The sequence below is a fragment of the Roseiconus lacunae genome (assembly GCF_008312935.1).
Lineage (GTDB): Bacteria > Planctomycetota > Planctomycetia > Pirellulales > Pirellulaceae > Stieleria > Stieleria lacunae.
This window is the reverse complement of the sequence record NZ_VSZO01000014.1, coordinates 246775-261072: the sequence shown is the minus strand read 5'-3', so window position 1 is coordinate 261072 and position 14298 is coordinate 246775. Positions and strand designations below refer to the sequence as shown.

Sequence of the window (14298 nt, the reverse complement as noted above, 5' to 3'; positions counted from 1 at the left end):
CGCAAATGCATGGCCTCCGCAGCTCCGCTCGATACAACCATCGGTGTCGTCACGCCGGAGAACATTGCCTTTGAATATCAATTGGCGGGTCCGTTTCGACGTTTGCCTGCTTATCTGATCGATTTTGCGATCCGCTGGGGCCTGGTGATTCTGATCTGGGTCGCGCTGATGGTCATCGGAGGCATGCTTTCGGTCATTTCCGCTTTTCCCGGATCGCTCGGCCAAGCGATGTTCGTCATCGGTATCTTCGTAATTCACTGGTTTTACGGGACCATCTTGGAAGCGTACTTCAATGGCCGTACGGTGGGTAAATGGCTGTGCGGGATCCGGGTGATCGAAATCGATGGGCGTCCGGTTTCGCCACGAAGCGCCCTGTTACGCAATCTGCTGCGAGTCGCGGACTTGGCCCCCGTCGCGGCGATTAATACTTACCAACCCGAGATGCCACTGTTGTATGTGATTCCGACCGGAATCGTCGGGCTGACGACCACGATGATGACGAGGCGCATGCAACGGCTCGGTGACTTAGCCGCCGGAACGATGGTGGTCGTTGACGAACGTAAGTGGCAGTTGCCGGTCGTCAAGGTCGACGACGCGCGCGTCCCGGCTCTCGCGTCATTCATCCCAGGTGACTACCTGATCACACGAAAGATGGCCCGTACCTTAGCGACCTACGCGGAGCGACGTCACTTCATGACACCGCCCCGGCGCCGAGAAATCGCACGCAAACTCTCTGACCCGTTGATCGAACGTTTCGAGTTCCGCAAAGACATCGATCCAGACCTTTTGCTGTACGCGTTGTATTACAAGACCTTTCTCGCCGATTCCGCATCCGAACCCGCCGACCTGGGACCATTGGCCGGCTACAGTCCACTGGCCAAGGACGCAAACAAACCAGGTGGCCTGGGAACCGTCGGCGGCCAAGTGGTAACGGTCACCACGACATCGGTCGCCGATTCTCAAGCGAATGCATCGATGGGAAGTTAGTTGATGAACGTTGCCAAGCTACTCGAAAAACGTCGTAGTGACTGGACCGAACTGGAACAGTTATGTGAAGCGATGGAACTGCGTGGCCGCACCGATTCGATGGGGGGCGGGCATCGCGGCGCGGCCGGAATTACACGATTCGCATCGTTGTACCGAGCCGCCTGCGCCGACTTGGCACTCGCCGACGCATATCAATTGCCCCCCAATACGGTCACGTACCTACATCGCTTGGTCGCACGGGCACACAACCAACTTTATCGCACCCAATCGGCTTCGCCGACCGGTTGGATTCGGACATTGTTTGACGAGGCGCCACAACGAATTTTCAATGACGGGTGCGTTCGCGTGGCGACGCTGGTGTTTTTTGGTCTGTTCGCGCTTTCAATGATGATGGGCGCGGCCGAAGAACAGTTCCCGGAGTTTGCCGAAAATGTCTGTGGCACAAAAATGCTTAAGACAACCCAGGAGTCGTTCAGCGAGCCATTGAACGTCGCTCCCGAGGAATATTCCGCACGAGCGGCGTTCTACATTCGACACAATACCGGCATTGGATTGCAGTGTTTCGCGTGGGGCATTCTGCTCGTGCCGTGTCTGTACACACTCGCCTACAACGCCGTGGTCCTCGGTGCCACGTTCGGTTACATGTCGCGGGATGGGATCGAAGGCTCCGATCATTTTTTTGAGTTTGTTACCGCACATGGGCCATTCGAATTGACCGCGATCGCCCTATCAGCAGCCGGCGGACTAAGACTCGGGATGGGGCTTTTCTACACGCGAGGAATGTCACGCGTCGATTCGATTCGTGAGTCTGGCCGAGAAGCAGTTCCGGTGATGGCGGCGAGTGCGACGATGTTCATTCTGGCGGCGTTTACCGAAGGCTTTCTTTCACCGAGTGGCGCCCCGTATCTGATCAAGGTGGCTTGGTCGATCCTATCGAGTGCGTTGATCACGCTGTACTTTGTTATTCTTGGCTTCCCACGTCAAAGGTCATCGGATCGATCACTGATTCGAACCGCAAGGTATTCAGAATTGGTCGACCACAGCACCGATGCGGTTTCGCCAGCAAGGGTCGGTCCGCAAGAGCTTTCCCAAACGCGAGGAACAGCCCGTGCAACTTGACCAAACCCACGTGGCCATCCGAGTCCGCACGCTATCAGAAATCGGCGACCTCGCGCTGGTGCTGCTTCATCGTTACCCCACGCTTTTGCTGATCGGATTCTTTTGGGGCGCGCTCCCTTGGGCGATCGCCAATGGGCTGCTGTTGTATTGGATTCCGATCACTGAATCCCAATATGGACTGGACGATCCCGAAGCTCGCTGGCAAACCACCCGCTACATCACCTGGATGGCTTTGTTAGTGTTTTTGCAAACCCCGGCTGCCGGTGTGATCACGACCATCTATCTCGGCCAAGCCGTTTTTGAATCGAGCCCGAGCTGGAAAACGGCGGTCGCAGATGCGCGAAAACAGTTAGGGCGTTGGATTCGTTTTTTAGGACTGCGGCGTTTGGCAATCCCGGCGATGGTAATCGCGGGCATCCGGTTATTTCAGCCCTGGGATGCGCTCTTTGATGTCACGATTCCAATTGTATTTTTCATGGCCGCTATCGTGATCCGGGCCAGCCGCCCTTTTCTGCCGGAAATGATCCTGTTGGAACGCTGCCCGACGCGCAGCAAGAACCCGAATGAAATCACGCTATCCAAGCGAGCACGGACCCTTCATCGGCCTTCCGGAAGTGACGTCGGCGGTCGGTGGATTGTTTCTGGGTTCACGCTCTCGGTGATCTTTGCGGGCTTGTTTTACAGCCTGGTTTGGCTCCGTGGTATCGCCACAGGTTATTGGAACATTGGCTTGGTAACATTGATGGTCCTCTACCCATTGGCTTTATGGACGGTCGGTGGGTTGAGCGTAGTGGTACGAATGATCGCCTACCTGGACACGCGAATTCGATTGGAAGGTTGGGATGTCGAATTAGCAGTTCGTGCCGAAGCGATGCGTCAATTCGGCGATGAAATTGAACCGGTGGTAGGACAACAATCCGTCGTGAGTTCGAGTGGGAGCCAAGACAATGCCCGATCGAATTCGAAAACCTCTGTCGCCCCGGCGGGAGGTGCAACGTGAGAACTTTTTTCAAAACCGTCCTTCTTCCAGGGGGATTAAATCGTTGGCTCGAAAAGCTCGTTCTTGAGTTGGCTAAGATGCCGCCTACTCGGATACCGGCATCGTCCACTGGCTGCGACCACTTCCGCTCCTCCCGGGGGCGAGATGTTGACGACGCAATTTCAAAACACGGTTTGCGAACACTCGCCTTATGTTCGATCGTTTTGTTTGTTTGCACGATTCCTTGCCCGCTGTTCGCCCAAGAACAAACAGGCCAGACGTCCTCACCGGTGATCGAATCGATGTCGACCGTCCCATGGTATGACGCCGAGCAACATAAACTTATACCGATCGATGTCTCACCGCGGAAAGACGACTCAACCAATCGCGAAAGTCGCTGGTTGCCCAAACCAAAATCGATTGCAAAGTCGGCAACGAATTCGGCGACAACAACTAACACACCGCCATCAAATTCGGGCCTGTTCGGTTCAGGCTATTCAGTTGCGAATCTATTCGGATGGGTGATTTTAGCGACCGTTGTAATCGTCATCGTGGGCGTCATCGTCTATGCCGTCGGGCGTGCCGAAATGAAACTATCCGGTGACGTTTCGCATGATTCGTCCGGTGCGAATGGACGCCTGCCTGACCAACAAACGTTGGAACGGATCAAACATCTCCCACCTGAACTTCGCCGGACCGATGTTAATTTGCGGACCGAATGCGAACGTCTGATGCTTGACGGAAAATATGATCAGGCGATCATCTTGCTGCTCGGACATCAACTATTGCTTCTGGACAAGCAGGGGCTTTTGCGTCTAGCACGAGGGAAAACCAATGGAACGTATGTCCGCGAAACACGATCCAACGACGCCGATTGTGCGATGTGGCTGAGGCAAACGGCGGATGCATTTGAACATTCGTACTTTGGTCGTCACAGTCTTTCGCGAGAGGTCTTCGTTCAACTGTGGCAGCAAAATCAATCGATGGAGCAATCCGCCATTGAACATGGAGGTCATCCATGAGTTCTTGGCAATGCCTCATACAGGTACGATGGCCCAACGTTCGGTCGTACCTCGCCGTCGTGATGCTGTCCTTATTGACCGGATGTGGATCGGACTTGGTGACGCAGTATGGTGCCAACGAAGGCTATTATGCTCGCCAGAGTATCAATGGCTTTACAACGTTTCGCGATTCCTTCGACCATGCCGGATTTGATAGCCGTGGAATCACGCGGCTAACCGAACGAACTCGAAAGGTCACGTCGATCATTTGGACGCCTTCGGAACTGATGGCGGTTGATCAAAAGACGGTGCGTTGGATGGACCGCTGGCTCCAGCAGGGTGGCCGAACGTTGGTCTATGTAATCCCCGATAGTGGCAGCAGATCGGATTATTTTCGGCAACTTCGTTCACAAGCCGCTCCCGATCAACGGCTGGAGTATCGCCGCAAGCTTGGCGAAAGTTTGATCGACGAACATCGTGCACAGTACTTTCATTCCCCGGTCATCGTCGGGGGCTGGTTCGTGGCGACGCCTCGTGTGCAGCAAACGGTCGTCAGCGACGGGAAAGACACCACCTCCAATCTGAGTTGGGTCGCAGATGAAGGCGACAATCAACCGGTCAAACAGGAATGGGTCATCGAATCACTTCCCGAAGCAAGCAACCAGACGGCCTCGCAAACCGTCAACGTCACGACAAGTCAAGGACTCAGCACCAATCAAACCGTCGCTTCGCCCCCCCAACCCAAGAAGGCAGGGCTTCAGTTCTCATCGCTCGTTGAAACCGCCAAAGGTGAAACGGTTTTGGCACAGCTCACCGCGGACAATTGGCATCACTCGCAGGTCTTCGTGGTCGCCAGTGGTTCACTTCTAACGAACTACGGATTGACGAAACCCTCCAACCGTCACTTAGCCGAACGATTGATCGAGCAATGCAAACAAATTGCGATCGATGGAGAAGCGATCGACGAACAGGATAGGCTGACCGACAACGGCAACCTACCGCAGGTTGGCTTCGTGACCGCCTCGGATGGGCTACCGGTCAGTTCACGTGTCGATGAAATCCCGCGGGCAACCGGAGCGGAGTCGTTGACGCAATTTCCGTTGGTCCTAGTCACGTTTCATGCGGCGGTGATCGGGATTGTTTTTTGCCTGATGCTGTTTCCCATTTTCGGACGCCCGGCAAAAGTTGACCGTGGGACACTGACGCACTTTGGTGACCACCTCGACGCCGTCGCGACGCTGATGTACCGGCGAGGCGGCGAAGCATTCGCACGCAAACGGATTAGCGAATACATGAGACGGGTTCGAGGCGAAACACATGGCCCCTGGGTAGTCAACGAACCGGTCGACCATACGGTGTCTCCGTCGGCATCCTCTGCCCCCACGGGACGCCCACAGTCACCCGCTAACTTGCCCCCACAATCGCAAGCGAATCATTCGGACGCTATCGAACTCGACGACGATTCCGTTGCTGATCGATCCGAAGCCATCGAACAAACCAATCGCCCTGAGGAACAACGTTGACAGATTCATCGCAAGGTAGCCAACCTATCGATTCGGCAACTACACCGCAGCAAACCACGCCGTCGTTTCGTGAAAAAAGTGAACGCTTCGCGCCGGTCGAAAAACTCTTTTCCGCGATCTCCGGCGAAGTCGCGAAACTGTATGTCGGTCAAGAAGAACTGGTACTCGGCACGTTGACCGCATTGTTTTCCGGCGGACACGTTTTGATCGAATCCGTTCCAGGACTTGGCAAAACATTGTTCGTGCGAACGCTAGGGCGGATCTTGGGTTGTGAGTTCGGTCGCATTCAATTTACCGCCGATTTGATGCCATCGGACATCACCGGGGCACCGGTATTCGACATGCAGAAAAGCGAATTCCGATTTCGCCCCGGCCCGGTTTTTACACAGCTATTGTTGGCGGATGAAATCAACCGGTCGCCTGCGAAAACGCACGCGGCACTTTTGGAAATCATGCAGGAATATCGGGTCACCATTGATGGAACGAGTCACACCGTTCCGCAGCCGTTTTTGGTGATGGCAACACAGAATCCGCTCGAGAGCGAAGGCACGTACAACTTGCCAGAAGCTCAATTGGACCGCTTTATGTTCAAGCTAAAAGTCGATTATCCAACCGAGGCACAAGAAGCAGAAATTCTGAAACTGCACAGCAAACAAGTCAGCCTGAACTCGCGATTGGAAAATGAGATTCGAAAAGTCACCGATCCGGAAACGGTGATGAGTTGCATCCAGTTATGCGGAACCGTGAACGTCGAAGAAACGTTGGTCGATTACATCAACAAGATCGTTCGCGCAACGCGTTCCTGGCCGGCGTTTCATATCGGTGCTTCACCGCGGGCCGGTTTGGCGTTGATGCAATGTGCTCGAACGCTCGCCGGGTTCAACGGTCGCGATTATGCGATCCCCGATGACGTGGTCGAAGTCGCGGTGCCAGCCCTTCGCCACCGCGTTCAACTGACTGCCGAAGCCGAAATTGAAGGCCGCGACGTCGACGATGAACTGCAAGCGATGATCCGAGGCATCGAAGTCCCACGGGACTAACGCCTTACTGACGATCAACGATCATCGATCCGTTGTCGGCGACATTCATCAACGGTCGCGAGTACCAACGCCCGGCCTTTGAACCACCGGGACGGAAGGTGAATCCGATCGAAAGGTTCCAGCCCTCTTGCATGAAATCGGGCGAGGCGGCTGCCTCGTCGGGAATGTAGTAAGTCGCCGACGTGTCCCAAGTCACATTGCGATGGACCGGCAAGCCAACATCCAAGTTTAAGATGAAATCTTCGTCATCGGTCCACCCCAAGCCGCCTTCGATCGCACCGAACTCGGAGAGCATCTGTCGATAGAAGAACCGATATTGATTGACCGAATCGAATGCAATGTTATTGCTAATGGTGTTACCCGAGGAATCGATGACGCTGGTCAAGTCATCGTCGTCCTTCAATCCGGTCGCAAACTTGAACCCCAGGACGTCACAACGTTGGGTCTTCCAAGACAGCTCGCCACGGAGTTGCATCAGGTTGCTTCGGAAATACCAGTCCTCGTACAAATAGTCGACCACCACACCGTATTGCAGCCCCCAGTCAACACGACGAAACAATCCGCTGGTGACAAAAATTTGCTTTCGCGATTCGTCCGTAAAGTCAGCTCCCGATAGATTCGCTTGAAGAAAACGAACGCCCGTTTGATAGGACATGTCACTACCGAAGAATCCCAACGGGACGCCTTTATTGAATCCCTCGTAAAAACCGAAGCTGCCGCTACCGCGTTGGTCGCCTGTACTGACATCGGCATAGTTCATCGGACCGGTGAACCCCGCGACTCCCGCGAACAGTTCCATCCGATTCCACGGTACCGACAATCGAGGAAACATCCCGTCAAGAAAGCCGCGTGTCCCTCCGCCACAGACATTGCAGTCGCACCCTGGGGTGTAGCCATCGCAGCATCCGTCGCAACCGCCGTCGAAGCACCCTTCGGCGCCGCATCCCGGTTCGATCCAGGATTCCACCCCGCAAGAAGCCTCAAGACCGCAGCTCGCTTCGAGTCCACAGCCGGGTTCAAGTCCACAGGACGGTCCACGCACATCGCCGACCGGACAATCACAAACGGAATCACATCCACAAGTCGATTCGAACACGTGACTGGTGGCGACGATCTGCCCTGGGCGGAAGTGCTCGTATCCGCCGGAGGTTGATTCGTGCCGGACCTGCCGCATCGGTTTGGTACTGGATTTCACCACCCCGGAGACCGGTGTCGCGTGTGAAACATCAATTCGGTCGTCGTCAAACACATCTTCCGCCAACCGTGCCACCGGTGGGGCGGCATGAGTGGATGGGCCAAACGCATGCCAGAAAAACACGCCTGCCAGAAGAACGAGAAGGCCGTGGGCGGTGAAAAACCGGGCCGAAGGAAAATTTTGCTCGCCCTGTCCCGGCGAAGATGGGGGCGTTGACGTTATCATGTTCTGAAATCTTTCCGCAGGGAGGGACGGCAATTGATTTACACTTACGGTGTTACTTTTCGGCATTCAGAATCGTGATCATTAGAAAACTTTGCGCAACCGGTACGACTTCCCCATCCGCTACCTCCATGTACTCCTTCGCTGCGTTTCTGCTGGCGGTCGGTTTGATGCTGCCCAGTCATACGGTGATCGGCCAAGAATCGCAGGAGTCGCCTGCCCCCGATCAATCTCGGTACACGGCAAAGCCCGTCGAAATCCCCTCGCCGATCGAGGCCGAGGGTGCGGAGGTGAATTATCCCCGAGCGGTCTCGATCCGAGACAACCAACTGTTCGTGGTTGACTTGGATCTTCCCGGGATCTGGACTCAAACGCTTGGGAAGGAGGACGCAAAGTCGGTCTTCACGCCAGGCACCAAGCTGCTGCGTCGACCGATGAACCGCCCTTGGTGTGTTGTCCCCCATCCCGACGGTGGATTATTGATTGGCGATTCGGCGACCCGCGAGATCTACCACGCGAAAGAGACCGGCGTGAAACTCGTCGCCCTCAACGGCGGCTACCTAGGTATCCCGATGGCCTTGGCGGTTGATAGCGCGGGCGAATCGATCTATGTCGGAGATGCTGAGCGACGGGCCGTCTTCCGTTTACCGATCGCCGGAGGAAAGCCTGAACTCGTTGCTCGCGTCAACGCACGTGGACTTTCATTTGATGCCGATGGTGCACTTTGGGCGATCACACCGGATGCCGACGCGGTCATCAAAATCGACGTAAAATCTGGTGAAGCCGTCACCGTCGTCGGAGATCGTCCGTATCAGTTTCCCAATGGACTCGTTTGGGCCGGTGAAGAAGGGTTTGTCACCGACGGCTATGGAAAATCAATCTGGCGATTCACAGCAGACGGTAAAACCGAAAAGTGGTTTGAAGGCGAACCGCTGCAAGGTCCGGTCGGAATCACGGCTGATGATGAAGCCGTTTATGTGGCCGATCCGCGGAGCAAACAAGTGTTTCGTTTGGATCGAAAGACGAAAGCGGTCGAGCCGACTCTTTAGGACACGTGTGTCCGTGTCATCGTGAAAGCAGGCGATCGATTTCCAAGGGGATCTTGTCGATCGGCAGCACAACATCGGCAAGCCCTTGTTGGACGACGCTGCCGGGCATTCCCCAGACAACGCTGGTCGCTTTATCTTGCGCGATGATGGTGCAACCTCGCTCGCGCAATGCTCGCGCGCCTTCGGTGCCGTCAATGCCCATCCCAGTCAGGATTACCCCCAAACAGTTTTCGCCAAATGTGTGGGCGAGAGAGCGAAACATTGGATCCACCGCAGGCCGACAAGAGTGGATGGGCGGATCACGATTCAGTTTGGTGACAATGTTCTTTCCCTGTCGCGTAACGACCATATGGAATCCTCCGGGTGCGATGACGATCTGTCCCGGTTCGATGATTCGATCATGGCTGGCCTCGACAACCGAATGCCCTTGTTCGGCGGCAAGTCGTTCGGCGAGTAGCGCCGTGAACGATGCCGGCATGTGCTGAACAATAAAAATTGGCACTCGTAGTTTCTGTGGTAGCTTCGCAACGACACTTGCGAGTGCCTTCGGCCCACCGGTCGACACACCGATTCCAATCACTTCGATCCGTGCCGTATTGGCCGGCGGCCGACTGGATACCGGTGGCGTTGCAACTACATTTGCGTTTGCTGGTGCAGCCAATGCGCCGGGAGATCGCATGACGGTCGCACCGACGGGCAATCCGTTGGGACCGCACGCGACGGGGGCCTTGCTGGGGACAAGTCGATAAATCTTCGGTAGCAAGTCTTCCTTAAGTTGCGCGACGGCTTGCGAGATATGTCCCGCTTCGACGGGCTTGGTCGCGAACTCATTTGCGCCCGCAGAGATCGCGTCCGATGTCGCTTCGGTGCCGTCTTGTGTGAGAGCGCTGAACATGATGATCGGCAGTTGTCGATCAACCTTGCGAATCTCGCGAACGGTTTCGATGCCGTCCATCACGGGCATCCCCACGTCCATGATCACAATGTCAGGACGAGTCCCGGGAAGCTTCATCAGCGCATCTTTCCCATGAACCGCTTCGGTCACCACTTTAATGTCAGCCGTGCTGTTGAGCGTTGAAACCAATAGTCGGCGCATCATCGAAGAGTCATCGCAAACCATCACGCGAATGGCTTGAGTCATGAGTGGCACTCCGGCTCCGAACTACATTGGTGTCTACAACTCATCTCTAAATCAGCTTGCGTTTTCGTAATCACCTCGTGCGCAACGTTGTCGAACGATTCCGTAAACGGTCGGCCCTCGAGTTCTTCGAGGACCTTAATCGCAACGTTGCCTTCAGGTTCATAGCTCACCGCTTCGTTGAATCGCTGGATGTGATTCGCTATGTGGTCTGCGGCCGCAGTAATGGCGACTAAGCGGTGATGATTACACGCTGCGGAGGGGTTGTGATGCAGCAGGATCGATTCGACCAGCGCACGCGGAAGTTTTTGCTGCTGAGCAAACCACGCCCCCATGTGACAATGGTCCGTACGGAAGAATTGCCGTTCACGCTCGAGCAACTGCCCCGGCTCGATAAAATCCAAGAGGTCTGCTTCTTCGAAATTTTTCGGATCCACGAGGGCGAAAATCAGACGGCCAAGATCATGTAACAGCCCCGCGGTAAATTCCTCTCCTTCGAACCGCAACCCGAGCAACTGGTTGAGATGTCCGGCAGCGGACGCGGTCGCAAAACTATGTTGCAGGAGCAGATCTCGAACCCATACCTGTTCCAGCGGCAAACGTTTCATCATCCCTGCCGAACTTGACGCGATGATCAAATTCTTACACTGACGAATCCCGATCCGTACGATCGCTTGGTGCAACGAAGCAAGCGTGCGTCCTTGGGCGAAAGCCGCGGAATTGGCGATGGCGAGTGTGTCGGCCGCCAACATGGGGTCATGCGAAATGACACAAGCCAGCTGCTCGGGTCGGCACTCCGGGTCTTCGGCGATTTCCAACGCTTCACATGCCGCGGCGGGAAGCTTCAACGTTTCACCGCGGCGTCCGTCAAGCAATAAACGCAGTCTTTCCGGGGGTGTTTCGATTTGCAAGTGTGTTGAATCCATTTTGCCATCCCGAATTTTAGGGGCACGGATTACGAGGTGATCCTTTTCCTCAAAGGTATCACCTAAAGTTGATATTTACGTTTCAATGACGACGCCGACCCGACAAACTCTCCATTCTTGTCACGATCAACTTCGCTTCGTAACAACTGATTGAGTGACATGACGGTGTTGGCGATCACACTATTGCCGTCGGCCAGATCGGCAACGTTGTTGGAAATTTCCGCGGTCATAGCGGTCTGTTCTTCGACCGCACCCGCGATCGCGTTTTGGCTCTCATTGATTTGAGAGATAATGTCGCTAACGAGATCGATCGCGTCTGTTGCCTCCATCGTGTCACCCTGAATCGCTTCGATCCGGCGGACGATGTCTTCGGTTGCCGTACCTGTTTGCGCGGCCAGCTCCTTCACTTCATTCGCAACGACGGCAAACCCTTTTCCAGCTTCTCCGGCCCGTGCGGCTTCGATCGTCGCGTTCAATGCCAATAGATTCGTTTGCTCGGCGATCGAGTTAATGACGCGAATCATTTCTCCGATTTCAGTACTGCTGCGTCCCAAGCGGGTGATCGTGTCGGTAGTCGATCGGGCCGCATCGACCGCGTTCCTGGCAACACTTGCGGCGCCGGTCGCATTCCGCGCGATTTCTTGGATGCTCGTCTCAAACTGTGCGACTGCCCCACGCAATGCCTCCGCACTTGAACTGACATTTTGTGCGACATCGCCAGTGGACCCGATCGACTCGGATGCTTGTGCCAAGACACCACATGCTTTCCGTGAGCAATACAAACTGACACCGAAGCACCCCAGAGTGATGACGATTGCCCCGACGATACATTGAAGAAATTGGGCGTGCGAAAGCAATTGAATTTGCTCGTCGATCGTCGAAACGACAGTATTCGCGGCTTGGTGTGCATCACCGGATTGCTGAACCAGCAACGTTTGCAGGTTTTCGGTAGCCTGAATATCGTTCCGCTTCTTGGCCGCGAGATACTCTTCGGCAATCTTTTTTTTATGCTCGATTGCAGCCAGAGAATGGTCCAGTGATTCAGCGACCATCGCGTTTGCCGGGGCGATCGTCCCAAATTCGTTGTCGCCGCCGTTGCGTAACGTTGAAATCGCGTTGACCATTCTCTCGTAGGTTCCGTTCGCATCGGTGGATGCGGCACGTTCTGATCCCAGGATTTGCTGGGTATGCAAGAGGTTCAGAAAGCGTTGGTGACCGCTCAAATTCGTCGCCGCATTGCTAGAAACGAGTTGAGAGTTTTGCAACGCAAACAGAGTCGTCTGGATTAACATTCCAACCAGACAGATGATTGGAATCGCAATGATGTAGAGGCGAAGATGCCCTACTTTTTTCGAACGCTTCATCATTTCTGCTTTTCTGCGGGTTGTCTGGTTAAGAGCGTACTCGGAAACTGCGTTCCGAAGACATCAGTGTCGGGCGACACTTTGCCGATCGTTGCCAAGTCTGAATCAGGCGAATTACATCACCTACACCGATCGCAGTTGGCTCGCAAGCCACGAGGGTCGATTGTCGGATCGGCTTGAATCCAACGTCGCTCGAGATTACTGACGACCGGGTCACGGCGTCGCGTTGTCTTTTCCAAATGCGATTCTTACCTATTTGGCAAGAACAGTCTGATTTCCGATCATTCTGATCAATCATTTAGCTTCAACCTGTCAGCCAACGTTTGGCTAGATTGCAAAACTCGATGAATACTCTGACTAATTTCCGTCGTTGCATCCTGCTGTTGCGAAACCGCTTGAGAAATGGCGTCTTGATTCGAGTCGATACTGCTGATGGTTTCTTGGACTTGCTTGATGTCCGCCAGTAGTCGTATTGCGGTATGTTGAACGGACTCGATTTTCTCGGTTATGACACCGGTCGCATCGGCGGTTTGCTGGGCAAGGCCTTTGACTTCCCCGGCGACTACGGCGAATCCCTTTCCAACTTCACCGGCTCGCGCCGCTTCGATGGTCGCGTTGAGCGCGAGTAAATTTGTTTGTTCGGCGATCGATTCGATCAGTTGGACGACGCTGCCAATTTCACGCGTGCTTGTGTCCAGCGCTTGGCTTTGCGTATGCGTTGACTCCACTAATGAAACGACATGCTTCGCATTGTCAGACGCATGCCTGGCATAGTCAGCAATGTTACCGACGTTCATGGAAAATTCTTCGATCGACGAGGCGATTTTCGCGGTGTCGTTCGCGACCTCCGTTCCAACGGCCGATCCGATTTCCGATGCTTTTTTGCTTTGATCATCACGAATCGAGCGCAGAACGAGCTGTGAAAACACGGAGCTCACGGCAAGCATGACGATGACGGCGATCGAAGCTTTCGCGAGCGCTGCCGCCGCCGCCTGTTGGGCCGGCTCCAAAGATTGCACGATTTCAAACGCACCGTACATCTCCCCTTTCTTCATGCCCTCCATCGGATAACCGGTCACATCGGTTCCGGTACTGTTCCCCCAAAGTGTCTCAGACGTTGCCGGATCGCCATGGCAAATCAAACAGCTCTGATCCAGACGAATCGGCCGAAATAGATGGGCCGTGTTCGTTTCGTCATTGATGCGGACGAGCTGGTCGGCCCCGGTTGCTTTCAGTTCCGACAGTGCTTCGAGTTGAAATTCAGTTGCGGCGTGGTCACGATTACGAGGCCGGAGCGCAGGAATCGAATAAGAAAACTCACCTTTGTCGGCGACGTGGTTGATCGAATTGAATGCGGCAATGATCGGCAACGTCGAAAGAAGCTTCTCGTCTTCGCCACGTTCTTTTAAGTCACGCAGCATTTCCGTGTTATAGATCCCATCGTCCCATTGTGCTTGCATGTAGTTTCTGGTCGCTTCGGCAGAGACGCACAGCGACAAGCCTTTTTCGATGCAGTGCTGAACTGCCTTCGATTTCGCGTCGTTGTAGTACATCCATGCCAACACAACTGCCAAAAATGCTGGGAGAACGACTCCTAGCATCAGGACACGTGTCTTCGGTGAGAGGCGACTGATAAAACTCATCGATCAGACTCGAAACGGATTGATATCCGGCAAGTGTAAAATTGAAATCCGCGCGACACGCCGTCAGTTCGCTGCCGTGCGACATGACCGGAGCGTGAGCGGTTATATGATT

The 14298-nt window shown here is 54.7% G+C and carries 12 protein-coding genes; 7 read left to right on the top strand and 5 right to left on the bottom strand.

Annotated features, from left to right (window positions below; translation table 11 throughout):
• Window positions 1-9 precede the first annotated feature (9 nt).
• From FYC48_RS19235 to FYC48_RS19210, 6 genes are all read left to right on the top strand, one after another.
• Window positions 10-987 (top strand): RDD family protein, encoded by a 978-nt coding sequence (locus tag FYC48_RS19235; protein WP_149498414.1) that lies wholly within the window; start codon window positions 10-12, stop codon window positions 985-987.
• 3 nt (window positions 988-990) lie between these two features.
• Window positions 991-2106 (top strand): stage II sporulation protein M, encoded by a 1116-nt coding sequence (locus FYC48_RS19230; protein WP_149498413.1) that lies wholly within the window; start codon window positions 991-993, stop codon window positions 2104-2106.
• Window positions 2096-3106, top strand: coding sequence for a hypothetical protein (locus tag FYC48_RS19225; RefSeq protein ID WP_160149627.1), 1011 nt, complete (start codon window positions 2096-2098; stop codon window positions 3104-3106). Before FYC48_RS19230 ends, FYC48_RS19225 begins: the two co-directional genes overlap by 11 nt.
• 281 nt (window positions 3107-3387) lie before the next feature.
• On the top strand, window positions 3388-4107 hold the full coding sequence (locus FYC48_RS19220) for a DUF4129 domain-containing protein (RefSeq protein WP_149498411.1): 720 nt from the start codon (window positions 3388-3390) through the stop codon (window positions 4105-4107).
• The gene (locus FYC48_RS19215) at window positions 4104-5609 is read left to right on the top strand and encodes a hypothetical protein (RefSeq protein ID WP_149498410.1); all 1506 of its coding nucleotides are present in this window, start codon (window positions 4104-4106) and stop codon (window positions 5607-5609) included. The genes FYC48_RS19220 and FYC48_RS19215 overlap by 4 nt, the downstream gene beginning before the upstream one ends.
• Window positions 5606-6649 carry an AAA family ATPase gene (locus FYC48_RS19210; RefSeq protein ID WP_390622147.1) on the top strand — a complete coding sequence of 348 codons (1044 nt, stop codon included), beginning with the start codon at window positions 5606-5608 and terminating at the stop codon, window positions 6647-6649. Before FYC48_RS19215 ends, FYC48_RS19210 begins: the two co-directional genes overlap by 4 nt.
• Before the next feature lie 4 nt (window positions 6650-6653).
• Here the strand turns inward: FYC48_RS19210 and FYC48_RS19205 are convergent, their stop codons facing one another.
• Window positions 6654-8069 (bottom strand): DUF6666 family protein, encoded by a 1416-nt coding sequence (locus FYC48_RS19205; RefSeq protein ID WP_149498409.1) that lies wholly within the window; start codon window positions 8067-8069, stop codon window positions 6654-6656.
• Window positions 8070-8197: 128 nt separating this feature from the next.
• Here FYC48_RS19205 and FYC48_RS19200 point away from each other — a divergent pair, with 128 nt between their 5' ends.
• The gene (locus FYC48_RS19200; RefSeq protein ID WP_200836644.1) at window positions 8198-9115 is read left to right on the top strand and encodes a Vgb family protein; all 918 of its coding nucleotides are present in this window, start codon (window positions 8198-8200) and stop codon (window positions 9113-9115) included.
• 16 nt (window positions 9116-9131) lie between these two features.
• On the opposite strand, the gene cheB is transcribed toward FYC48_RS19200, so the two are convergent.
• The 4 genes from cheB to FYC48_RS28725 all read right to left on the bottom strand — a co-directional run bounded on the left by cheB (window position 9132) and on the right by FYC48_RS28725 (window position 14186).
• Window positions 9132-10256 (bottom strand): chemotaxis-specific protein-glutamate methyltransferase CheB, encoded by a 1125-nt coding sequence (gene cheB / locus FYC48_RS19195; protein ID WP_149498408.1) that lies wholly within the window; start codon window positions 10254-10256, stop codon window positions 9132-9134.
• Window positions 10253-11179 carry an HDOD domain-containing protein gene (locus tag FYC48_RS19190; RefSeq protein WP_149498407.1) on the bottom strand — a complete coding sequence of 309 codons (927 nt, stop codon included), beginning with the start codon at window positions 11177-11179 and terminating at the stop codon, window positions 10253-10255. Before FYC48_RS19190 ends, cheB begins: the two co-directional genes overlap by 4 nt.
• A gap of 62 nt (window positions 11180-11241) precedes the next feature.
• Window positions 11242-12546: a methyl-accepting chemotaxis protein gene (locus FYC48_RS19185; protein WP_149498406.1), complete on the bottom strand. Its 1305-nt coding sequence runs from the start codon at window positions 12544-12546 to the stop codon at window positions 11242-11244.
• A gap of 287 nt (window positions 12547-12833) precedes the next feature.
• Window positions 12834-14186 carry a methyl-accepting chemotaxis protein gene (locus tag FYC48_RS28725; protein WP_149498405.1) on the bottom strand — a complete coding sequence of 451 codons (1353 nt, stop codon included), beginning with the start codon at window positions 14184-14186 and terminating at the stop codon, window positions 12834-12836.
• Between the last annotated feature and the right edge of the window lie 112 nt (window positions 14187-14298).

What these genes read in the sequence shown, in the direction of transcription:
- FYC48_RS19235 (WP_149498414.1), top strand. Translation starts at nt 10, where the DNA reads ATGGCCTCCGCAGCTCCGCTCGATACAACCATCGGTGTCGTCACGCCG.
- FYC48_RS19230 (WP_149498413.1), top strand. Translation starts at nt 991, where the DNA reads ATGAACGTTGCCAAGCTACTCGAAAAACGTCGTAGTGACTGGACCGAA.
- FYC48_RS19220 (WP_149498411.1), top strand. Translation starts at nt 3,388, where the DNA reads ATGTCGACCGTCCCATGGTATGACGCCGAGCAACATAAACTTATACCG.
- FYC48_RS19215 (WP_149498410.1), top strand. Translation starts at nt 4,104, where the DNA reads ATGAGTTCTTGGCAATGCCTCATACAGGTACGATGGCCCAACGTTCGG.
- FYC48_RS19205 (WP_149498409.1), bottom strand. Translation starts at nt 8,069, where the DNA reads ATGATAACGTCAACGCCCCCATCTTCGCCGGGACAGGGCGAGCAAAAT.
- FYC48_RS19200 (WP_200836644.1), top strand. Translation starts at nt 8,198, where the DNA reads ATGTACTCCTTCGCTGCGTTTCTGCTGGCGGTCGGTTTGATGCTGCCC.
- cheB (WP_149498408.1), bottom strand. Translation starts at nt 10,256, where the DNA reads ATGACTCAAGCCATTCGCGTGATGGTTTGCGATGACTCTTCGATGATG.
- FYC48_RS19190 (WP_149498407.1), bottom strand. Translation starts at nt 11,179, where the DNA reads ATGGATTCAACACACTTGCAAATCGAAACACCCCCGGAAAGACTGCGT.
- FYC48_RS19185 (WP_149498406.1), bottom strand. Translation starts at nt 12,546, where the DNA reads ATGATGAAGCGTTCGAAAAAAGTAGGGCATCTTCGCCTCTACATCATT.
- FYC48_RS28725 (WP_149498405.1), bottom strand. Translation starts at nt 14,186, where the DNA reads ATGAGTTTTATCAGTCGCCTCTCACCGAAGACACGTGTCCTGATGCTA.